We start from the raw sequence: 22,331 nt of genomic DNA on the forward strand, positions 1-22,331 counted from the left end.
CCGCGTTCTCTATTCGGGAGTGGTGTCGAGGGCGTGGCCCACCAGGGTCAGCAGGGACTCGACGACCGTGGGCCGGCGCCGCGCGTCCATGATCACCACCGGTACGTCGGGCGGGATCGTGAGCGCTTCGCGCACGTCCTCCGGCTCGTACGAGCGGGAGCCCTCGAAGTGGTTCACGGCCACGGCGTACGGGAGCCCGCAGCTCTCGAAGTAGTCGAGGGCCGGGAAGCAGTCACGCAGCCGGCGGGTGTCGGCCAGGACGATGCCGCCGACGGCTCCGCGGACGAGGTCGTCCCACATGAACCAGAACCGCTCCTGGCCGGGCGTCCCGTACACGTACAGCACGAGGTCGTCGTCGAGCGTGACGCGGCCGAAGTCCATCGCGACGGTGGTGGTGTTCTTGTCCGGGGTCGCGGACAGGTCGTCGGTCGGCAGGCTGGCGCGGGTCATCACCGCCTCGGTGCGCAGCGGTGTGATCTCGGAGACGGAGGAGACGAAGGTGGTCTTGCCGACGCCGAAGCCGCCCGCGACCAGCACCTTGACGGCCACGGGTGCGCGGGAGCGGTCGTACTGCCAGGGCCGGACGGGTTCGTCGTCCACCGACGCGACCGGGTCAGAGACGGCGAAGGCCACTGAGCACCCTTTCGAGCAGTGCGCGTTCGGGCCGGCCGGGGCCGTGGCCCGTGCCGTAGACGCGGACCCTCCCCTGGTCGGCGAGGTCGCTGACGAGGACACGGACCACGCCGAGCGGCAGCTTCAGCAGCGCGGCGATCTCGGCGATCGTGCGCATGCGCCGGCAGACCTCGACGATGGCGGGCATCTCGGGCATGCGGTCGGACCTGCCGTCGGACGTGCCGTCGGTCTTGTCCTGCGTCCCGCCCGGCAGCTGCGGCTGGGACACCTTGGCGTCCAGGGCGGCGACGAACGTCTCGACGTGCAGGACCTGGGTGAACCGGGTGCGGCCGCCCGTCAGCGAGTACGGGCGGACGCGGGCGGGGCGGCGGTCGGCGCCGCGTATCGGCAGCCGGTCGGAGGCCGGACTCCTCACGGGGTTTTCTCCATCGACTGGCGCAGCTCGCTGCGGACTTCGGGGGTCAGGACGTGGCCGGCGCGGCCGACGAACAGCGCCATGTGGTAGGCGACGACGCTCATGTCGCAGTCCGGGGTGGCGTGCACGCCCAGCAGGGAGCCGTCGCTGATGGCCATGACGAAGACGGAGCCGTGCTCCATCGCCACCATGGTCTGCTTGACCCCGCCGCCCTCCATGAGCGCGGCGGCGCCGGTGGTGAGGCTGCCGAGCCCGGAGACGATGGTGGCGAGGTCGGCGGAGGCGCCGCGCGGCCCCTTGGTCGGGGTGGGGCTCTGGCCGGCTCCCGCGGGGTCGGAGGACAGCAGCAGGAGCCCGTCCGAGGACACGACGGCGACGGAGTTGACGCCGGGTACCTCCTCCACCAGGTCGGTCAGCAGCCACTGCAGGTTGCGGGCCTGGGTGCTCAGTCCGTACGTACTGGGCGCGGTCATGTGCGTGCCTCCTGTGCGGTGTCCCCCCGGTCGGTGTCCTGTGCGAGTTCGGCGGCGACGACGCGTCTGCCGTCGCGCGTCCCCTGGTAGAACCCGCCGAGCCGGCGCCGCAGCTCGTCCGCGTCGACACGGCGCGGCGGCTCCGGCGGCCGGACGGCCTCGCTGCGCCGGGCGGCCACCACACGGGGGGTCCGCTTGGGCAGCCCCTTGCCGGTGACGGGCCCGGTGGCCTCGGCGGCCTCGGGCGTCTCCGCCTCGGGGTGGGCTCCCCGGCGGGGCAGCCAGTCGCCTTCGGGGGTGGCGTGGCTGTGCGGGGTCCGCTCCGCGTCGGGCCCGGCCGCTTCCTCGTGTACGTCGGCCCCCGGGGCGGAACCGGCCGACGGGTCGGGGGACGCCGGGGCGGGGTCGGACCCTGCGAAGGCCTCGTCCGCGCCGTCGGGGACGACCCGCGCGAGGAGCTCCTGGACGGGCTCCGGCCCGGCCGGAGCCGGGGCCGGGACGGTGAAGACCTGCTCCGGGGGCGGCAGCACGCCCTCGGCCCCGGCGGAGCCGTGCCCAGCCTGGGCAGGCTCCGGCGCGGCCTCGGCCGGCAGCTGCCGATCGGGCTCCGTTCCGGCCCCCGCAGCCGCCTCCGGCTCAAGCCCGAGCCCCGGCTCCGGCTCCGGCCAGAGCTCGGCCGCGGCCGCCGTCGGCTCCGGCCCGAGCTCCAGCTGCTGCCCGAGCTCCGGCTCCGTTCCGAGCCCGAGCTCCGGCTCCGGCCAGAGCTCCGGCGCGGCCGCGTCCGGCTCAAGGCCGAGTTCGGCCTCGGTTTCGGCCCCGGCGGGGGCCGACGCCGGCTCCGCCGCCGGAGGTTCCGGCTGCGGCCGGGTGCGGGGCGGGAGCGTGTGCTCGTTGGCCTCGGCGATGACGCCCGGCAGCCGCAGCTCCGGCCGGCCCGGTGCGGCGAAGGTGTGGACCGGGGTGGCCGGCGGGGTCGTCGGCAGCAGCGCCGCCGGGACGACCACCAGGGCCTCCGTGCCCCCGTGCCGGCCCGCGCGCAGTTCCGCGGTGACGCCGTGCCGGGCCGCCAGGCGGCCGGCCACGTACAGGCCGAGGCCCAGGCCGTGTTCCGCCTCGGACTCCTCGTCGTAGGCCTCGGGCGTCGCCAGCCGGGAGTTCAGCGATTCCAGCCGGTCCTCGGTGACCCCGATGCCCGCGTCCACCACCGACAGCACGACGTCGCCGGAGTCCAGCTGCCAGCCGGACACCCTCACCTTGGCGTCCGGCGGCGAGAAGGTCGTCGCGTTCTCCAGCAGCTCGGCCAGGACGTGCGCGATGTCGTCCGCGGCGTGCCCGGCCACCTGGGTGAACGACGGCAGCCCCGCGAGGTCGACCCGCTCGTAGCGTTCGATCTCGCTGACCGCGGCCCGCATCACGTCGACCAGCGGCACCGCGGGGGCTCCGGCGCCGTGGCCGGTCTCCTGTCCGGCGAGCACGAGCAGGTTCTCGTTGTGGCGGCGCATCACCGTCGCGAGGTGGTCCAGCTTGAACAGGGTCGCCAGCCGGTCCGGGTCCTGCTCCTTGGACTCCAGCTCCTCGATGACCGTGAGCTGCCGCTCCACCAGGCCGAGGGTGCGCAGGGAGAGGGAGACCGAGGTGGTGGACATGATGCGGCGGTGCTCCTCCAGCCCCGCCCGCAGCTCCTTGAGCTCCTGCTCCAGTGCCTCCCGGCCGGAGGTCAGCGCCTCGTTGCGGCCGATGAGGCGGCGCTGGTCGGCGTCGAGGCCGGCGATCCGCGTGTGCAGGGACACCGTCTGGTCCCGGACCGCGTTCAAATGGCGGACGACCTCGGCGAACTCGTCGTTGCGGCCCGTGAAGCGGACCGGCTCGACCGAGCCCTCGGGTGTGGCCAGCCGCGCGGCGCCGCGCCGCAGCACCGACAGGGGCCGGGTGAGCGAGCGGGCGACGGCCGTGGAGACGCCGACGGCGAAGAGGAAGAGTGCGCCGAGCGCGCCGACCAGCAGCTCCAGCCGGGTCACGTCGTCGTCCCGCAGCGTGGCGAGGGCGGTGGCCCGCTGCCCGGCGAGGGTGGCCTCCACGGTCCGGATCCGCTCGATCCGGGCGGTGAGCGGCGGGCCGACGGCCGCGCCGTCGAGCTTGCGGTCGGCGGAGGTGAGGGTGGGCCGTTCGGTGAGCCGCTTGAGGAGGTCGTCGGCCGTCTTGACCTCGGGGCCGGTGACGGTGGCGGCGAGGGTCTGGCGCACGTCGGGTCGGGCGACCCGCGCGAAGTCGTCGAGCGCCGCCTGTTCCCGTACGCGGGCGCGCTGGGCGGCGGCGGTGAGTTCGTCCACGACCGCCGAGTTGGGGGGCTGCTCGCCGCGGGGGACGGCCAGCGCGGCGAGCAGCAGTCCACGGGTGGCCGAGGCCTGTTCCACGGCCTGGCCGAGGGGGGCCAGCGGGCGGGTGGTGACCAGGGCGGCGCCGGCGCGGGGCGGGGTGAGCACGGCGAGCCGGTCGCCCGGGGCGAGCACCTCCGCGATGGCGCCCGCGTACGCCTGGTGGGCGGCGAGGGCGCTGCCCTTGCCGTCGACGGCCTCGGAGCGGACGGCCGCCACGCGGCTGAGGCTCCGGGCGAGCGGTTCGTCGGCCTCGGAGCGGATCTCGGCGAGCTGCCGGTCGGTGAGGAGGATGCGCTCCTGGACGGGCGCCTTGGCCTGTCCGCCGGGACGGCCCTTGGCCACGTACTCGACGACGGCGTCGCGCTCGTCGCCGAGGAGGTGGGCGAGCGTGAGGGTGTGCCGGGTCTGCTCGGCGAGGGTGACCAGCTGCTGGGAGTCGTTCAGCTCCCGTGTCGCGGACACCACGGCGGGCGCGCCGGCCGCGAGGACGGTGAGGCCGGCGACGGCCACGCCGACGACCAGCCTGCTGCGCACGCGGACACGGGGTCCTGCGGGGGCGGGTCCGTCGGTGGCGGTGCCGTTCTTCCGAGACCGCTTCTTCTGCACCGGTGCTCGCAATCCTGTACGTGTGCTCGTGCTCGTCTACTCGTGTGGCCGAGGTAACGGCCGGTCAACAAGTAAACGCCCCCTGCCCCCTCGTACCGCCTCAGACCTTCGCAGTGTGTTGGGGGGAGAGCCTGACATCGCCCACCCGGCCACTCGAACGAGTGAACATCACGGATGAGTTGGCGACCAACTCGGCGGGGTGGGGTCAGGGCGCGGCCGTGGACGGGTGGTTGAAAGATCGATGGGGGCTTTGGCAGTATGCCCGCCCGCACGTTCGCGGGACCTGGGGCACGGCCCGCCCCGCCCTTCCCCCTTTGGTACGGACCTTGCCCGTCCGCGGGGGGCCCGGCGGGCAGAATGCCCGCATGCGCATCGACCTCGCCTCGGTCCCCGGCAACCCGGAACGCCCCAATGAGGACTGGCTGTCGGCGGCGATTCCGGCGGTGGGAGGCGGGGTCCTGGTCGCCCTGGACGGGGTGACCCCGCCGGACGGCGAGGTGGGCTGCGCGCACGGCGTGCCGTGGTTCGCGGCGCGGCTCGGCGGCCGATTGACCGAACTGTCCGGTTCGCGGCGGGACATGCCGCTGGACCGGATCCTGGCGGAGGCGATCCGCGACACGGCCGACTCCCACCGCCACACCTGTGACCTTTCTCACGTGCGCACTCCGCAGGCGACGGTGGTGCTGGTCCGCTGGGACGAGGCATACGTGGAGCACCTGGTGCTCTCGGATTCCGTCCTCCTCCTCCAGGATCCCGGGGGCGCGGTGACGGCGGTGCTCGACGACCGGCTCGACCGGGTCCCGCGCGAGCTGCTGCGGACCACGGCCTCGGCGGACACGCTGCGCAACAGGGAGGGCGGTTTCTTCACGGCGGCCGCGGATCCTGCGGTGGCGGCGCGGGCGGTGACCGGCCGGACCCCGCGCGAGCGGGTGCGGGCGCTGGCCGCGCTCACCGACGGGGCGAGCCGGTGGACGGACACGTTCGGGGAGGGCGACTGGGCGCAGTGCCTGGCCGTGCTGCGGAAGGAGGGGGCGGAGGGGCTGATCGGCCGGGTGCGCGCCCTGGAGTCGGATCCGCAGCGCACTCCGTCCCGCGCCAAGCGGCACGACGATGCCTCTGCGGCGTACGCGGAGCTGTAGGGGCCGGGCGCAGCCGGCCGCCCGGACCGCTCAGGCCTCTCAGTCCGCTCAGTCGCCTCGGTCCGCTCAGTCCTCGCCCTGGTTCAACTGGTTGAGGAGCCGGGCCAGTTCCGCTACCTCGCCGCGGTCCCAGTCGGCGAGCTTGCGCATGTACTGCTCGCGCCGGGCGCCGCGGACGCGCAGGAAGCGCTCCCGGCCCTCCTCGGTGAGTCCGACCAGGAAGGCCCGGCCGTCCGCGGGATCGGGCTCGCGGGCCACCAGCCCGAGCACCTCCAGGGCGCGCAGCTGCCGGCTCATCGTGGCCTTGCCGACCCCGAAGTAGGCGGCGAGGTCGGTGGCCCGCTGCCGGCCGGCGGCCTCCAGGCGGACGAGCAGGCCGTACGCGGCGGGCTCCAGTTCGGGGTGGAGGGCACGGGCCATCTCCCCGGAGGAGGCCCGGGCCCGCCGGAGGAAGACGGACAGCTCCCGCTCCAGGGCAAGGAACTCCTGGTCTTCGCTCCCGTGCACGTGCCGCTCCCGCTGTCTGAGTCTGTGTCCGAGTGGGGGTTCCCGAGGTCTCCAGTATTTCGCAGCGGGTACGGCGGCGGCCCGGGACCCCGCCGCAGCGGGAGCCCGGGCCGCCCCGGCGGGTCAGGCCGCGGTGGCGGGTCAGGCCGCGGTGGCCACCGCCTGGGCGCCGGCCGTCGCCAGCGCCAGTTCCAGGACCTGGCGCACGTCCGTCACCGGGTGCACCTCAAGCCCCTCCAGGACCTCGGACGGGACGTCGTCGAGGTCGGCCTCGTTGCGCTTCGGGATGATCACGGTGGTCAGGCCGGCCCGGTGCGCGGCGAGCAGCTTCTGCTTGACCCCGCCGATCGGCAGGACCCGCCCGGTCAGCGAGACCTCGCCGGTCATCGCCACGTCCGTGCGGACCTGCCGGCCGGACAGCAGCGAGGCGAGCGCGGTGGTCATGGTGATGCCCGCACTCGGGCCGTCCTTGGGGACGGCGCCCGCCGGGAAGTGGATGTGCACGCCCCGGTCCTTCAGGTCGGCCACCGGCAGCTCCAGCTCGGCTCCGTGCGAGCGCAGGAAGCTGAGTGCGATCTGCGCGGACTCCTTCATCACGTCGCCGAGCTGGCCGGTGAGGGTGAGCCCTGCGGCCCCGGTCTCCGGGTCGGCCAGCGAGGCCTCGACGAAGAGCACGTCACCGCCCGCGCCGGTCACCGCGAGGCCGGTGGCCACGCCGGGGACGGCGGTGCGCCGCTCCGCCGGGTCCTGCGCGGACTCGGGGACGTGGTGCGGCCGGCCGATGAGGGGGCGCAGGTCGTCGGCGCCGATCCGGAAGGGCAGTTCCTGCTCGCCCAGTTCGTGCTGCGAGGCCACCTTGCGCAGCAGCCGCGCGATGGAGCGCTCCAGGGTGCGCACGCCCGCTTCGCGGGTGTACTCCCCGGCGAGCTTGCGCAGGGCGTCCTCCTCCAGGACCACCTCGTCGGCTTCCAGACCGGCCCGCTCCAGCTGACGGGGCAGCAGGTGGTCGCGGGCGATGACGATCTTCTCGTCCTCGGTGTAGCCGTCGAGGCGGACGAGCTCCATGCGGTCCGCGAGGGCCTCCGGGATGGCCTCCAGCACATTGGCGGTGGCGAGGAAGACCACGTCGCTGAGGTCGAGCTCCACCTCCAGGTAGTGGTCACGGAAGGTGTGGTTCTGGGCCGGGTCCAGGACCTCCAGCAGGGCGGCGGCGGGGTCCCCGCGGAAGTCGGAGCCCACCTTGTCGATCTCGTCGAGGAGCACGACCGGGTTCATGGACCCGGCCTCCTTGATGGCGCGGACGATCCGCCCGGGCAGCGCGCCGACGTACGTCCGGCGGTGGCCGCGGATCTCGGCCTCGTCCCGTACGCCGCCGAGGGCGACCCGGACGAACTTGCGGCCCATGGCGTGCGCGACGGACTCCCCGAGGGAGGTCTTGCCCACACCGGGCGGCCCGACGAGCGCGAGCACGGCCCCGCCGCGGCGGCCGCCGACGACGCCCATGCCCCGGTCGGAGCGGCGCTTGCGTACGGCGAGGTATTCGGTGATGCGGTCCTTCACGTCGCTCAGCCCGGCGTGCTCGGCGTCGAGGACGGCCCGGGCCCCGCGGATGTCGTACTCGTCCTCGGTGCGCTCGTTCCACGGCAGCTCCAGCACCGTGTCCAGCCAGGTCCGGATCCAGGAGCCCTCGGGGGACTGGTCGCTGGCCCGCTCCAGTTTCTCGACCTCCTTGAGGGCGGCTTCCCGCACCTTCTCGGGGAGGTCGGCGGCCTCGACGCGGGTGCGGTAGTCGTCGGACTCCTCGCCCTCCTTCTCCCCGTTCAGCTCGCGCAGTTCCTTGCGGACGGCCTCCAGCTGACGGCGCAGCAGGAACTCGCGCTGCTGCTTCTCGACGCCGTCCTGGACGTCCTTGGCGATGGACTCGGCGACGTCCTGCTCGGCGAGGTGGTCGCGGAGCCACGTGATGGCGAGCTTGAGCCGCGCGACGGGATCGGCGGTCTCCAGCAGCTCCACCTTCTGGGCCACCGTCAGGAACGGCGAGTAGCCGGAGTTGTCGGCGAGGGCGGAGACGCCTTCGATCTGCTGGACCCGGTCCACGACCTGCCAGGCGCCGCGCTTCTTGAGCCAGCTGGTGGCGAGGGCCTTGTATTCCTTGACGAGCTCGGCCACGGCCCCGGGAAGCGGCTCGGCGAGCTTTTCGTCCACACTCTCGCCCTCGACCCAGAGCGCGGCGCCGGGGCCGGTGGTACCGGCGCCGATACGGACGCGGCCGACGCCGCGGATGAGCGCCCCGGGGTCCCCGTCGGAGAGCCGCCCCACCTGCTCGACGGTTCCGAGCACACCGGTGCCCGCGTATTTCCCGTCGACGCGCGGCACGAGCAGCACCCGGGGCTTCCCGCTCCCGCCCGCCGCCTGGGCGGCCTCGACGGCCCCCCGCACCTCGGCGTCGGACAGTTCGAGCGGGACGACCATCCCGGGCAGCACGACCTCGTCGTCGAGCGGCAGCACGGGCAGAGTGAGCGTTACGGACGTCGAAGCCATGATCTTCCCTCCGGCAGTGAAGTTGAGCTATGCCGACTCAATGCATGTGCGCCTCCCAATGTTCCCCAACCCCCGTTCGCCCGGGGCGAACACGGCATGACGGGCCGCCGCGGGCGGGCCGCTGCGGTGCCGGCCGCTCCTGCGTCAGATGCCGACGGCCCCGTCGATCCGCTCGCGCAGCAGGTCGGCATGGCCGTTGTGGCGCGCATACTCCTCGACCAGATGGATCAGCACCCAGCGCAGCGAGACCCGTCCGCGCCACGCGTCCTCGCCCTCGACGTCGAGGTGCGGCGCGTCCGCGACGAAGGCCTCAGCGAACGCCACTTCCGAGCGCCAGGCCTGCCACGCCTGCGCGACGGCGGCCGGGCCGGCCTGTGCGCGGTCGAAGTCCCCGTCCGGGTCGGCCTCCGAGGAGAACAGCGCCGGAGCCTCCTCCCCGGCGAGGACGCGCCGGAACCACCGGCGTTCCACGTCCGCGAGGTGGCGGACCAGGCCGAGCAGCGACAGCGTGGAGGGCTCCACGGAACGCAGCGCCAGGTCCGCACCCTCCAGGCCCGCGCACTTCAGCTCCAGCGTGGCGCGCTGGGCGGCGAGGAACCCGGCCAGCATGTGCCGCTCCTCGCCCGTGGCGGGCACGTCGAACTCCCGCTCGGTGGTGGTGCCGGGGAAGAACTCGGCCCTCCGGCCGGTCACCGCCGGGAGCTCCGGGTCCATGGCCCAGTCGGTCCAGGAGCCGTCGTAGACCGCCAGGTGCGTGTAGCCGGCGAGGGTGGCGCCGAGGGCGAGGACGCACGCCGTCACTCCCGAGCCGCAGCTGAAGTAGAGCTCTTCGCGGTCTGCGGCCAACGCGGCAAAGGTCTGGCGCAGTTCGGCGGCGGGGCGCATCCGGCCGCCGTCGCGCTGGAGTTCCCCGAACGGCAGATTGACCGCGCCCGGCATGTGGCCGCCGCGCAACCCCGGGCGGGACTCGGGGGCGGTGCCGGCGAAGCGTTCGCGGGTCCGGGCGTCGAGTACGGCCGCGGCCGGATCGGCCAGGGCCGCGCGGACGGCGGCACGGTCCACCAGCAGCCCGGGGCGGGCCCGGGCGGTGAACGAGCCGGCCGGGCCGGCGTAGGCGGGGGCGGTGCTCTCCACGTCCAGCCCCGCCGCGACCCAGGCGGGCAGCCCGCCGTCGAGGACGGCGGCCCGGTCGAAGCCCATGGCGCGCAGCATCCACCAGGCGCGGGCGCTGGAGTAGATGCCGGCGCCGTCGTAGACGACGACGGTGCTGGTGTCGTCGATGCCGAGGCCGCGTACGGCTTCGGTGAACCGTTCGGGCGCGGGCATGGTGTGCGGGGCGGAGGCCTCGTGGTCGGAGAGGTCGCCGTCGAGGTCGAAGGGCCGCGCCCCCGGGATCCGCACGGCGGCACCGCGGTGGGCGCCGACGGAGGCGTCGAGGACGACGAGCCCGGGCGCACCGAGCCGCTCCCCCAGCCACCGCACGTCGACCAGCGGCCCCGGCAGGGCCCCCGCGTTCCCGTTCTCGTCACTGGTCATTGCGGCGCGCCCCCCGGAGCCTGGTACGTGATCAGTGGCGCCATCCTGCCGTACCGCTCACCCCGGGGGGCAGTGGCCCGGTGGGGCGAAGACGGCGATCCGGGCGCCCCGGGCCGGCGTCAGGGAGCACAGCTCGAAGTGGGCGGCCAGGGTCTGGCGTTTGACCGCCTCCGCGGGGGTGCGGTCGCGGGGCTGGTCAGGCGGGTCCAGGAGGGCCACCACCCGGGGTGCGTCCACCAGGCGGGCCCATATCCGGTCCGCGGGCAGCTCGGTGCCCTGGAGGGTGTGCGAGGCCGCCGGGGTGCGGTCCAGGGCCAGGTCGTACAGGCCCCCGTACACGTCCGGCGAGGACAGCAGCCACTCGCGCCGCCGCGCCGGCAGGAACAGCACCGCGTCCCCGGGCGCGGCCCGCTCCCGGACCGCGGCGGCCACCGCGAGGACGTCGTCCTTGCGGCTCTCGGGCGTACGCAGCCACGCCGACCACCAGCCGGACGGCACGAGCAGGACCCCGGCCAGCGCCCAGGACCCCCACCACCGGAACCCGGCCCCGGACGGCCGGAGCGCGGGCACCCGGAGCGCGGGCACCCGGAGCGCGGACAGCCGGGCCCCCGCCAGCAGGGCCGGCCCGGCCAGGGCGTAGAGCACGTACCGGTCGACGTACCAGGGGTGGACCAGCGAGACCGCCATCAGCAGCCCGGGCGGCAGCAGGACGAGCGGCAGGGCCACGCCGGCCAGCTCCCGCACGGCCGTCCCGCGCGCGAGCAGCAGCGACACGACCCCGACCACCGCGTACGCCACCCAGTCCTGCCAGCTCGGCCGCCCGAGCCAGCCGAGCTGCTGCTGGGCCTGCCGGGCGGTGACCACGGCCAGCGGCAGCAGCAGGGCGGCCACGACCGCGGCGCTGCGGCGCCAGCCCCGGAAGCGGCGGCCCCGGAAGGCGTGCGCGAGCACGGCGAGGGCGGCGAACTCGTGGAGCCAGCAGCCCAGCAGCAGCACCACCGTGTAGGCCGTCCACCGCTCGCACAGCATCAGGTACGTGGCCCACACCACCGCGGCCGCGACCAGGGCGTACGAGCGCCCCTCCTGGGCGTACATCTGCACGGGCGGCAGCAGGGCGTACACGGCCCCGGCGAGCAGCGCGGCCCGCTCCCCCGCGAGCCGCCGGGCGATGGCGGCCACGCCGGCCGCCGCGAGGGCGGTGGCGGCGACGGAGGGCAGGCGCAGCGTCCACAGGCCGTCTCCGCCCACGAGGAAGACGGCGTGCATGAGCAGGTAGTACAGCCCGTGCACGGCGTCGACCTGGCCCAGCAGTTCGCCGATGCCGCCGAGCGGCCGGTGCGCCACCTGCCAGGTGACGGACTCGTCGCGCCACATGCTGCCGCCGCGGCGCAGGCCCCAGAGGCCGAGGAGCACGGCGAGCAGCGCAGGCAGCCAGCGCCAGGGGGCGATGCTGCGGATGTCGTCCTCCTGGTGCTTTCCGTACGGGGGGTGCCGACTCCATACTCGGGGGTCGGCCCGAGGACCCGTGGGGGTGGGGTGTGCGTGCGGTGCGAGGAGTGGCGGCGGTACTGCTCGGCACGGTGGCGCTGGGCGGATGCGGTGCGGGCTCCGGCGGCGGGTCCGGCTCCGGGGGGACGGCCTCGGCGGCCGTGACCCCGTCGGCGCCGCCCGCCCCCGGGGCCACGGCCCGCTCGTCCGCGGCGCCCGGCCCGACGGGTGCGCCGGCCGCGACCCCGTCGCCCCCGGCGTCGGCCTCGGGGCCGCCCGCCTCCCCGGCCCCGTCCTCCGCGGCGGAACGCCTGGTCACGGTCACCCGCAGCGGCGGCTTCGCGGGCAGGACGCACACGCTGCTGATCAGGGGCGACGGCTCGTGGACCCGGCTGGACGGGCAGGGCGGACCCGAGGGGAGCGGGAAGCTGGCACCGGACCGGCTCGCGGTGCTGCGCACCGCGCTCGCAGAGGCGGACTTCGCGCACCTGCCCCGGGTGGTGCGCGGCGGTCCGACGGTGTTCGACGGGTTCACGTACGCGTTCGTGCACGCCGGCTTCGAGGTGGCCACCGCCGACGGGTCGGTACCGCCGGGGCTGCAGAAGGTGCTCGCGGCGCTGCCCCCGTTCGAGAGCGGCTGAGGCCGCGGGCGGGCGGCGTCCTGTAGGAGGCCCACAAACCGGGGGCGGTGCCCGGCCCCGCCGCGCGGCCGGCCCCGTCTCCCGAGGGCGGCCGGGCACCCGGCATGGCCCGTCATATCCCCATTCCCGACGGAATCGGAACCATTGGTTCCGCCGCCTGGCCTGTCCGAACCCCGCATAGCCGCAGGCCGGTGGCTCCTCTACGCTGCACCCCATTACGCGGATCTTCAGGGGCGGAAATGGAACAGACACACACCACCCACAGCGGGGCCGCGGCCACTCCCGGCGCTCAGCGGCGCGTGCTCGTGGTCGAGGACGACCGCACCATCGCCGATGCCATCGCGGCCCGGCTGCGCGCCGAGGGCTTCCAGGTCCAGGCGGCCTTCGACGGCCCGGCGGCCGTGGCGGCGGCCGAGAGCTGGCAGCCCGAGCTGCTGGTCCTCGACGTGATGCTGCCCGGCTTCGACGGGCTGGAGGTCTGCCGCCGGGTCCAGGCGCAGCGGCCGGTGCCGGTGCTGATGCTCACCGCCCGCGACGACGAGACGGACATGCTGGTCGGGCTCGGGGTCGGAGCGGACGACTACATGACGAAGCCGTTCTCGATGCGCGAGCTGGCCGCGCGGGTCCACGTCCTGCTGCGGCGGGTGGAGCGGGCCACGCTCGCCGCGCACGCCCCGCGCGGGGCCACGCTGCGCCTGGGCGACCTGGAGATCGACCACGCGCAGCGCCGGGTCCGGGTCCAGTCCGAGGACGTGCACCTGACCCCGACCGAGTTCGACCTGCTGGTGTGCCTGGCCGGGACCCCGCGGGCGGTGCTCTCCCGGGAGCAGCTGCTGGCCGAGGTGTGGGACTGGGCCGACGCGTCCGGGACCCGTACGGTCGACAGCCACATCAAGGCCTTGCGCCGCAAGATCGGGGCGGAGCGGATCCGTACGGTCCACGGCGTCGGGTACGCCCTGGAGACCCCGGCCCAGGCATGAGCCGCGGCATGCGCCCCGGTACGGGCCCCGGTACGGGCCCCGGTACGGGCCGCCCGCCGCGGCCCCGGCCCGCCCACCAGCTGAGGCCGTACTCCCCCTTCTCGATCAAGACCAAGCTGGGCACGCTGGTCGTGGTGTCGGTCTTCATCACCACGGGGCTGCTGATGGTGGCCCTGCGCACGGACACCGAGCTGCGGTTCATCACCGTCTTCTCGGTGATCGCCTCGATGCTCATCACCCAGTTCGTCGCGCACGGCCTGACGGCGCCGCTGGACGAGATGACCACCGTGGCCCGGGCGATATCCCACGGGGACTTCACCCGCCGGGTCCGCGGGGCGGGGCGCCGCGACGAGCTGGGCGACCTGGCCTCCACCATCAACCTGATGGCGGACGACCTGGAGGCGGTGGACCGGCACCGCAGGGAGCTGGTCGCCAACGTCTCGCACGAGCTGCGCACGCCCATCGCCGCCCTGCGGGCGGTGCTGGAGAACGTGGTGGACGGGGTCTCGGCCGCCGACCCGGAGACCATGCGGACGATGCTGAAGCAGACCGAGCGGCTGGGGCGGCTGGTCGAGACGCTGCTGGACCTGTCCCGGGTGGACAACGGGGTGGTGCCGCTGAAGGCCCGCCGCTTCGAGGTGTGGCCGTACCTGTCGGGCGTGCTGAAGGAGTCGGGCCTCGCCGCCGCCGGCCGGCCGGGCCTGTCCTCCGGCTCGGGCGGGCACACCCGCAACGACGTGCACCTGCACCTTGACGTGTTCCCGTCCGGACTGACGGCCTACGCGGACGCCGAGCGCCTCCACCAGGTGGTGGCGAACCTGATCGACAACGCGGTCAAGCACAGCCCGCCGCACGGCCGGGTCACGGTCCGGGCCCGCGCGGGCGAGACTCCGGGGAGCCTGGCGCTGGAGGTACGGGACGAGGGGCCCGGCATCCCCGAGGCCGAGCGGCACCGGGTCTTCGAACGGTTCAACCGCGGCAGCGCCCACGGCGGCGACGGGGGCACCGGGCTGGGCCTGGCGATCGCCCGTTGGGCCGTCGGCCTGCACGGAGGGGACATCGGAGTGGCCGAATCGTCACGCGGCTGCCGCATCCTTGTCACGCTTCCGGGCAGTTCACAGGCGCCGCATTGACGTAGGGTTCGAGTGGGAAGGACATGATCTCGGCCACACGTGCCCGGGGTCCGTCAGGGGTGCGAAGCCATGGGGGCCGCAACCTCGGTGCCGCCTACCCGAACCTGGCTGGTTTCCCGCCATTCCGCGCGGCGAAACCCGCCGTTCGGTGTGACCTACATGACGGAAGTCCGGCCCGGTCTGCATCTCACCCCTGGAGAGGCGTAGCCTTTATTCCCGCTGTCCATACCTTGTGAAGCGGAAGAGGGCGGTTGCCGCCGTGTCGCCACAGTCCCCCAGTAACCCGACCACCACGACCGAAGCAGGGGGCGGGAAGACCCCTGCCTCGGGCTTCGGCGCGAATGAGTGGCTCGTCGACGAGATCTATCAGCAGTACCTCCAGGACCCGAACTCGGTCGACCGGGCCTGGTGGGACTTCTTCGCCGACTACAAGCCGGGCGGCGCTGCCGCTCCCGCGAAGGCCGAAGAGCCGAAGAAGTCCCCGGTGACGGATGGCGCCTCCGCACAGGCCGCCACGACCGTCACCCAGGCCCCGCAGGTCTCCGAGGCTGCCGCCACGGGGGCGGCCGGCCCCGGTGCAGGCACCGGCTCCACCGCAGCGGCTGACGCCGCGCCCGCATCTGCCGCGCCCACTCCTGTGTCAGCTCCTGCCCCTGCTCCTGCCACCCCCTCTGGTGCCCCTGCTGTGACTGTCACCTCCCAGGCCCCGGCCGCCGCACCGGCCGCGCCCGCATCTCAGGCCCCGGCCGCCGCTCCCGCCACCGCAGCCCCCAAGCAGGCCGCGCCCGCCGCCGAGGCCCCCGCGGGCCCCGAGCTGGTGACGCTCCGCGGCCCGGCTGCCGCCGTGGCGAAGAACATGAACGCCTCGCTGGAGGTGCCGACGGCCACGTCCGTGCGCGCCGTCCCGGTGAAGCTGCTGTTCGACAACCGCATCGTCATCAACAACCACCTCAAGCGCGCCCGGGGCGGGAAGATCTCCTTCACCCACCTCATCGGCTACGCGATGGTGCAGGCCATCAAGGCCATGCCGTCCATGAATTACTCCTTCGCGGAGAAGGACGGCAAGCCGACCCTGGTCAAGCCGGAGCACGTGAACTTCGGCCTCGCGATCGACCTGGTGAAGCCGAACGGCGACCGCCAGCTCGTCGTCGCCGGCATCAAGAAGGCCGAGACCCTCAACTTCTTCGAGTTCTGGCAGGCGTACGAGGACATCGTCCGCCGCGCCCGCGTCGGCAAGCTGACGATGGACGACTTCACCGGCGTCACCGTCTCGCTGACCAACCCCGGCGGCCTGGGCACCGTGCACTCCGTGCCCCGCCTGATGCCCGGACAGTCCGTCATCATGGGCGTCGGCTCCATGGACTACCCGGCCGAGTTCCAGGGCACCTCGCAGGACACCCTGAACAAGCTGGGCATCTCCAAGGTCATGACCCTGACCTCGACCTACGACCACCGGGTCATCCAGGGCGCGGCCTCCGGCGAGTTCCTGCGCATCGTCGCCAACCTGCTGCTCGGCGAGGACGGCTTCTACGACGGCGTCTTCGAGTCGCTGCGCATCCCGTACGAGCCGGTCCGCTGGAACCGCGACATCGACGCCTCGCACGACGACGACGTCACGAAGGCCGCCCGCGTCTTCGAGCTGATCCACTCCTACCGGGTCCGCGGCCACGTCATGGCCGACACCGACCCGCTGGAGTACAAGCAGCGCAAGCACCCCGACCTCGACATCACCGAGCACGGCCTCACCCTGTGGGACCTGGAGCGCGAGTTCGCGGTCGGCGGTTTCGCCGGCAAGTCGATGATGAAGCTGCGCGACATCCTCGGCGTGCTGCGCGACTCGTACTGCCGCACCACCGGCGTCGAGTTCATGCACATCCAGGACCCCAAGCAGCGCAAGTGGATCCAGGACCGCATCGAGCGCCCGCACTCCAAGCCGGAGCGTGAGGAGCAGCTGCGCATCCTGCGCCGGCTGAACGCGGCGGAGGCCTTCGAGACCTTCCTGCAGACGAAGTACGTCGGCCAGAAGCGCTTCTCGCTGGAGGGCGGCGAGTCCGTCATCCCGCTGCTCGACGCCGTCATCGACTCGGCCGCCGAGGCCCGCCTCGAAGAGGTCGTCATCGGCATGGCCCACCGCGGCCGCCTGAACGTGCTCGCGAACATCGTCGGCAAGTCCTACGCGCAGATCTTCCGCGAGTTCGAGGGCAACCTCGACCCGAAGTCCATGCACGGCTCCGGCGACGTCAAGTACCACCTGGGCGCCGAGGGCACCTTCACCGGTCTCGACGGCGAGCAGATCAAGGTCTCGCTCGTCGCGAACCCCTCCCACCTGGAGGCGGTCGACCCGGTCCTGGAGGGTGTCGCCCGCGCCAAGCAGGACATCATCAACAAGGGCGGTACGGACTTCACCGTCCTGCCCGTCGCGCTGCACGGTGACGCGGCCTTCGCCGGCCAGGGCGTCGTCGCCGAGACGCTCAACATGTCGCAGCTGCGCGGCTACCGCACCGGCGGCACCGTCCACGTCGTGATCAACAACCAGGTCGGCTTCACCGCCGCCCCGGAGTCCTCGCGTTCCTCGATGTACGCGACCGACGTGGCCCGCATGATCGAGGCGCCGATCTTCCACGTGAACGGTGACGACCCGGAGGCCGTGGTCCGCGTCGCGCGGCTCGCCTTCGAGTTCCGCCAGGCGTTCAACAAGGACGTGGTCATCGACCTCATCTGCTACCGCCGCCGCGGCCACAACGAGTCCGACAACCCGGCCTTCACGCAGCCGCTGATGTACGACCTGATCGACAAGAAGCGCTCGGTGCGCAAGCTCTACACCGAGTCCCTGATCGGTCGCGGCGACATCACGCTCGAAGAGGCCGAGCAGGCGCTCCAGGACTTCCAGGGCCAGCTGGAGAAGGTCTTCGCGGAGGTCCGCGAGGCCGCCACGCAGCCCGCGATCGCCCCGCCGGTCGCCCCGGCCGGTCAGGCCGAGTTCCCGGTGCCCGTGGACACCGCGGTCTCCCCGGAGGTCGTCAAGCGGATCGCCGAGTCGCAGGTCAACATCCCCGACCACGTCACCGTCCACCCGCGTCTGCTGCCGCAGCTGCAGCGCCGCGCGGCGATGATCGACGAGGGCACCATCGACTGGGGCATGGGCGAGACCCTGGCCTTCGGCTCGCTGCTGATGGAGGGCACCCCGGTCCGGCTGTCGGGCCAGGACTCCCGCCGCGGCACCTTCGGCCAGCGCCACGCGGTGCTGATCGACCGGGAGACCGGCGAGGACCACACCCCGCTGCAGTACCTGTCGGACGACCAGGCCCGGTTCAACGTCTACGACTCGCTGCTCTCCGAGTACGCGGCCATGGGCTTCGAGTACGGCTACTCGCTGGCCCGTCCGGACGCGCTGGTCCTGTGGGAGGCCCAGTTCGGTGACTTCGTCAACGGCGCGCAGACCGTCGTCGACGAGTTCATCTCCTCGGCCGAGCAGAAGTGGGGCCAGACCTCCGGCGTCACGCTGCTGCTGCCGCACGGCTACGAGGGCCAGGGCCCGGACCACAGCTCCGCCCGCCCCGAGCGCTTCCTCCAGCTGTGCGCGCAGAACAACATGACGGTCGCCATGCCGACGCTGCCGTCGAACTACTTCCACCTGCTGCGCTGGCAGGTCCACAACCCGCACCACAAGCCGCTCATCGTCTTCACCCCGAAGTCGATGCTGCGCCTGAAGGCCGCGGCGTCGAAGGCGGAGGAGTTCACGAGCGGTTCGTTCCGCCCGGTCATCGGCGACTCCGCCGTCGACCCGAACGCGGTGCGCAAGGTCGTCTTCTGCGCGGGCAAGGTCTACTACGACCTGGAGGCCGAGCGGCAGAAGCGCGGTGTCACCGACACGGCGATCATCCGCATCGAGCGGCTGTACCCGCTGCCGGGTGCCGAGCTCCAGGCGGAGATCGCCAAGTTCCCGAACGCGGCCAAGTACATCTGGGCGCAGGAGGAGCCGGCGAACCAGGGTGCGTGGCCGTTCATCGCGCTGAACCTGATCGACCACCTCGACCTCGCGGTCGGCGCGGACATCCCGGCGGGCGAGCGCCTGCGGCGCATCTCGCGCCCGCACGGCTCCTCCCCGGCGGTGGGCTCCGCGAAGCGCCACCAGGCGGAGCAGCAGCTGCTGCTGAACGAGGTCTTCGAGGCCTAGTCGCTGCGCTGAGCTGAACAAGGAAGGCCCGACCCCTCAAGGGGGCCGGGCCTTCCGGCCGTTCCGGGGGCGGCCACGTACGCGGCTGGCGCCCGGGTGGCCGAGGGCCGGCGGCATTTCGCGCCCGGATCGGCTTGCGGAACGGGGGGCTTCGGGGGGACCCATGTGCCGAGAGCAGGCAGCGGGTCCCGTGTCGAAAGGGCCGGCAAGCCCTGTCGGGCTGATCGCCGCCGGGGCACCTCAGCCACGTAGCGATCGGTGGCGGCCCATGTCCGGCCCCGGACGGCCGCCGGACGCCGTCATTGAGGAGCGCGTAGCGATTCGACGCGGCTGCGGCTCCCGATGAGGCTCTCGTCGCTGTTTCGTGCGGGTAGGCCGCCCGCGACTCGGAACACGTATGCCTGTGGGCCCCCGGGCTGGATGGTGGGGCTTGGGCGGCCCCGGGAACCAGCCCGCGCAGCCGAGATGCGCCCGCGTGGGTGTCTCTGACGCCGGCCCCGACCCCGCCCGGCAATCCACCGCCCCCCACCTGGCCGCCGAGGGGCGGGTGGGCAACCACCGCCCCGGGGCGGTGGGGAGAGGGGGAAGAGGCCCCGCCCGGGCGCAAGCCCCGTACCCCCTACGGCTGTGGTTCGAAGTCCCAGTACGGGCGCATCTGCTGGCGGGCCGAGACGGTGTGGACGTGCTGGGGGCCCAGGGTGCGGGTCAGGGCGCGCAGGCCCGCGTCCTCGTGCTTCTGTGCCTCCACGTCCTCCCGTACCGACCGGAGGTCGGCCGCCAGGGCGATCTGGGCGCTCAGCGTCATCGGGTGGTCGGGGCCGAGGACCTGCTCGCAGCCGCGGAGGGTCTCCCGGCTCAGGTCGAGCGCGTCCTCCAGGCGGCCGGTGATGTTGCGGTGCCCGGTGGCGTTGAGGGCGCAGCCCAGGGTCCACGGGTGCCGCTCGCCCACCGCGCCCCGCATGCCGACCAGCGCCTGTTCGGCGAGGCTGAGGGCCTCGACCCGTTCGCCCTGCGCGCGCAGCACCAGGCCGAGGTTGCCGACGGTGCCGATGCTGTACGGGTGGGCGAGGCCGAGCTGCGTCTGGTAGCCGCGTACGACCTCCTCGGAGATCCGGCGGGCCTCGCCGATGTCCCCGTACTCCCGCAGGTAGGTGGCGTAGTCGGAGGCCACCATCAGCGTCCACGGGAACGTCGCGCCGAACACCCGCGTCGAGCGCTCCAGGACGCTGCGCAGCCGGGCTCCGGCGCCGGGGATGTCCCCGGAGCGGCGCAGGCACATCCCGAGGTTGTGCTCGGCGCGCAGGGTCTGCGGGTGGTTGGCGCCCAGCACCTGGGAGTTGAGCTTGAGGCCCTGTTCCTGGCGGGCGAGGGCCTCGCGGTAGCGGCCCATGAGCCGCAGGCCCATCGCGCAGCCGATCCCGGAGGACAGGGTGGCGATGTGCCGGACGCGCAGGACCCGTTCGCGCCGTCGCAGGGTGTCGAGGTCGGTGTCGTAGGCCTCCTGGTAGCGGCCGAGCAGCCGCAGCGCGACGGCGACGTTGTTCTCGGCGTTGAGGGTGATGGAGTCGTCCTCGCCGAGCAGCTCGCGGTAGCGGGCGAAGGCGTGCTCCAGGAGTTCCCGGGCCTGGTCGAACTTGGCCGTGCTGAGCAGGACCCCGGCGTAGGTGCTGGTCGCGCGCAGGGTTTCCAGGTCGCGGTCGCCCCGCTCGGCCAGCATGCGGTCGGCGACCGCCTTGGCGAGGGTCTCGGCACGTTTGAAGTGCCCGAGCATGCGCAGGGCGCCGCCGTAGTGGTAGCTGAGCTCGCGCACCTGGTCGTGGTCGTCGCCGAGCATCGTGCGCCAGACGGCGTCGGTCAGTTCGGCGAGCCGCAGGCAGGTGCGGTACTCCCCGGCGAGGATCAGGTACCGCAGGCAGTGCAACAGGAAGTTCTGGATGCGCGGATTGGTGCTGGTCAGGACGCCGGAGCTCTCCAGGTGCGGGATGAGTTCGGCGTACCTCGGCCAGAGCCGGGAATCGGAGGGCCGGCCGGGGTCGGCGGCGGCGAGGACCTGGCGCACGGCGCGGGAGAGGGGTTCGGCCTCGTCCGCGGAGAGGTCCTCGCGGACGATGCCGTGGACCATGCGGTGCAGCTGTACGGTCTCCAGCCCGCCGCCCTCCTCCACGGACAGGTCGGAGTATTCGAGGCGTACCACCGAGAACTGGACCAGTTTGTTGAGGGCCGCGTTCCAGCGGATCTGGTCGTTGATCAGCCCGGCGAGCTGTTCGGGCACGTCGGCGGCGGGGAACTCGCGCAGCAGCCGCAGGGGCACCGGTCCGGGTGCGAAGAACACGAACAGCCGCAGCAGGGCGAGGGCGTCGGGGAAGTTCTCCCGGACGTTGTTGAGGAGTATCGCCAGGGCGGTCGGGAAGGGCAGCGGGTAGTCGTCGGAGACGGTGACGGCCTCCCGTGAGTCCAGCCGGCTCCGCAGCAGCCGCAGGTAGTCGCCGACGGTCAGCGGGGAGTCGGCGAGCCAGCCGGCGGTCTGGTCGAGGGCGAGAGGGTAGTCCTCCAGGGCCTCGGCGAGCTGGTCGGCCTCCTCGCCGGTGAGCCGGATGGCCCGGCGGCGGATGAAGGTGATCGACTCGGGCCGGGCGTAGAGCGGGACTTCGACGAGGCTGGTGTGCCGGGAGGCCCATTCGCGGTTGCGGGAGGTGATGATGACGTCGCCGGCGCCCTGCGGCAGCAGATCGGTGAGGTCGTCGGGGTTGTCGCAGCCGTCGAAGACCAGCAGCCAGCGGTGGTACGGGGAGCCGCGCCGCAGCGCCTCCAGGACGGCCCGGATCTGCTCGCCGTAGCTGCCCGCGCCCAGCGGCAGGCCGAGGGCGGGGGCCAGGTCGGCGAGCCGCTCGCGCAGGGTCGGCCGGTCCTCGGCGGGCACCCACCACACCACGTCGTACTCGGAGGCGAAGCGGTAGGCGTATTCAGTGGCGACCTGCGTCTTGCCCACCCCGGACAGGCCGAGCAGGGTCACGGTGGCCGCCCCGGGCGGCGCTTCGGTCAGGGCGGCCCGCAGTCGGCCGATGACGTCGTTGCGGCCGGTGAAGCGCGGGTTGCGGCGCGGGACCCGGCCCCAGATCTCGGGCGGGTCGTTGGGGAAGCGGGGGCCGCGGCGGCCGGTCTCGGTGCCGATCCGGTCGGTCGGCAGCTCCAGCCTGCGCAGCACGCGGTATTCGGCCTCGTACGCGTCCAGGCCCCACAGGTCGGTCTTCTCCAGGACGGCGACGGCGCTGGGCAGCGGGGCGTCGGTGAGGCAGACGGCCGCGAACCGGCCGGGGTGGTCGTCGGTGACGGTCCGCAGGGCCGTGTTCCACTCCTCGTCGGTGTGGGTGCCCGCGGAGAAGTAGCGTTCGCTGAGGACCAGCAGGACGCGGCTGCCGCTGCGGGCGAGGTCGTCGAGGGCCTGCGCGATGCCCGGGCTGTTCTGCGGGTCCCAGCGCTGGAGGGCGACGCGGTGGCCGTGCTCCTCCAGGCGGTGGGCGATCCACACGGCCCAGGGGCGGTTGAAGCCCGCGAAGCTGATGACGAAGCGCTGCGGCTGCGCGGCTCCGTCTCGGTCTCGGTCCTGCCGACTACCGGTGGTCATGCGGCCGTCTCCCTGAATCCGGGCAGTGGACGGGGTTGAAAAGGTACCGCAGCGGACGG

At 73.5% G+C, this 22,331-nt stretch carries 14 protein-coding genes and 1 pseudogene; 5 read left to right on the forward strand and 10 right to left on the reverse strand.

Features of this window, described 5'->3' with window-relative positions:
* Positions 1–9: 9 nt before the first annotated feature.
* From AB0B01_RS24210 to AB0B01_RS24225, 4 genes are read right to left on the reverse strand one after another with little or no spacing between them, the layout of a single operon-like run.
* Positions 10–633, reverse strand: coding sequence for an ATP/GTP-binding protein (locus tag AB0B01_RS24210; protein ID WP_361722772.1), 624 nt, complete (start codon positions 631–633; stop codon positions 10–12).
* A complete protein-coding gene (locus AB0B01_RS24215; protein WP_361722775.1) occupies positions 614–1,048 on the reverse strand; it encodes a DUF742 domain-containing protein in 435 nt (144 codons plus the stop codon). The genes AB0B01_RS24210 and AB0B01_RS24215 overlap by 20 nt, the downstream gene beginning before the upstream one ends.
* Complete coding sequence (locus tag AB0B01_RS24220; protein WP_361722778.1) at positions 1,045–1,521, reverse strand: roadblock/LC7 domain-containing protein; 477 nt, start codon at positions 1,519–1,521, stop codon at positions 1,045–1,047. Before AB0B01_RS24220 ends, AB0B01_RS24215 begins: the two co-directional genes overlap by 4 nt.
* The gene (locus AB0B01_RS24225) at positions 1,518–4,433 is read right to left on the reverse strand and encodes a nitrate- and nitrite sensing domain-containing protein (protein WP_361722781.1); all 2,916 of its coding nucleotides are present in this window, start codon (positions 4,431–4,433) and stop codon (positions 1,518–1,520) included. Before AB0B01_RS24225 ends, AB0B01_RS24220 begins: the two co-directional genes overlap by 4 nt.
* Positions 4,434–4,870: 437 nt before the next feature.
* Between AB0B01_RS24225 and AB0B01_RS24230 the strand changes: the two genes are divergently transcribed.
* Positions 4,871–5,644, forward strand: a complete 774-nt coding sequence (locus tag AB0B01_RS24230) for a protein phosphatase 2C domain-containing protein (RefSeq protein ID WP_361722783.1) — start codon at positions 4,871–4,873, stop codon at positions 5,642–5,644.
* Positions 5,645–5,710: 66 nt separating this feature from the next.
* Here AB0B01_RS24230 and AB0B01_RS24235 read toward each other — a convergent pair whose 3' ends face one another.
* From AB0B01_RS24235 to AB0B01_RS24255, 5 genes and pseudogenes are all read right to left on the reverse strand, one after another.
* Positions 5,711–6,151: a MarR family transcriptional regulator gene (locus AB0B01_RS24235; protein WP_356849494.1), complete on the reverse strand. Its 441-nt coding sequence runs from the start codon at positions 6,149–6,151 to the stop codon at positions 5,711–5,713.
* Positions 6,152–6,292: 141 nt separating this feature from the next.
* On the reverse strand, positions 6,293–8,692 hold the full coding sequence (gene lon / locus AB0B01_RS24240) for an endopeptidase La (protein ID WP_361722786.1): 2,400 nt from the start codon (positions 8,690–8,692) through the stop codon (positions 6,293–6,295).
* 144 nt (positions 8,693–8,836) lie between these two features.
* Positions 8,837–9,301: a DinB family protein gene (locus AB0B01_RS24245; protein ID WP_361722823.1), complete on the reverse strand. Its 465-nt coding sequence runs from the start codon at positions 9,299–9,301 to the stop codon at positions 8,837–8,839.
* A 75-nt stretch (positions 9,302–9,376) separates the two neighbouring features.
* A pseudogene (locus AB0B01_RS24250) lies at positions 9,377–10,228 on the reverse strand (sulfurtransferase); the annotation flags it as partial.
* A 57-nt stretch (positions 10,229–10,285) separates the two neighbouring features.
* Positions 10,286–11,641, reverse strand: a complete 1,356-nt coding sequence (locus AB0B01_RS24255) for a glycosyltransferase family 39 protein (RefSeq protein WP_361722789.1) — start codon at positions 11,639–11,641, stop codon at positions 10,286–10,288.
* 143 nt (positions 11,642–11,784) lie between these two features.
* Here AB0B01_RS24255 and AB0B01_RS24260 point away from each other — a divergent pair, with 143 nt between their 5' ends.
* From AB0B01_RS24260 to AB0B01_RS24275, 4 genes are all read left to right on the forward strand, one after another.
* Positions 11,785–12,357, forward strand: coding sequence for a hypothetical protein (locus AB0B01_RS24260; protein WP_361722792.1), 573 nt, complete (start codon positions 11,785–11,787; stop codon positions 12,355–12,357).
* Positions 12,358–12,596: 239 nt separating this feature from the next.
* Entirely contained in the window at positions 12,597–13,337 is a 741-nt protein-coding gene (locus tag AB0B01_RS24265) for a response regulator transcription factor (protein ID WP_356849500.1), read from the forward strand.
* Positions 13,334–14,470 carry an ATP-binding protein gene (locus AB0B01_RS24270; protein WP_361722795.1) on the forward strand — a complete coding sequence of 379 codons (1,137 nt, stop codon included), beginning with the start codon at positions 13,334–13,336 and terminating at the stop codon, positions 14,468–14,470. The genes AB0B01_RS24265 and AB0B01_RS24270 overlap by 4 nt, the downstream gene beginning before the upstream one ends.
* A 259-nt stretch (positions 14,471–14,729) precedes the next feature.
* Complete coding sequence (locus tag AB0B01_RS24275; RefSeq protein WP_361722798.1) at positions 14,730–18,647, forward strand: multifunctional oxoglutarate decarboxylase/oxoglutarate dehydrogenase thiamine pyrophosphate-binding subunit/dihydrolipoyllysine-residue succinyltransferase subunit; 3,918 nt, start codon at positions 14,730–14,732, stop codon at positions 18,645–18,647.
* Positions 18,648–19,266: 619 nt separating this feature from the next.
* On the opposite strand, the gene fxsT is transcribed toward AB0B01_RS24275, so the two are convergent.
* Positions 19,267–22,272: an FxSxx-COOH system tetratricopeptide repeat protein gene (gene fxsT / locus AB0B01_RS24280; protein ID WP_361722801.1), complete on the reverse strand. Its 3,006-nt coding sequence runs from the start codon at positions 22,270–22,272 to the stop codon at positions 19,267–19,269.
* Between the last annotated feature and the right edge of the window lie 59 nt (positions 22,273–22,331).

Origin of the sequence: Streptomyces sp. NPDC044571 (assembly GCF_040647115.1) — a bacterium.
Lineage (GTDB): Bacteria > Actinomycetota > Actinomycetes > Streptomycetales > Streptomycetaceae > Streptomyces.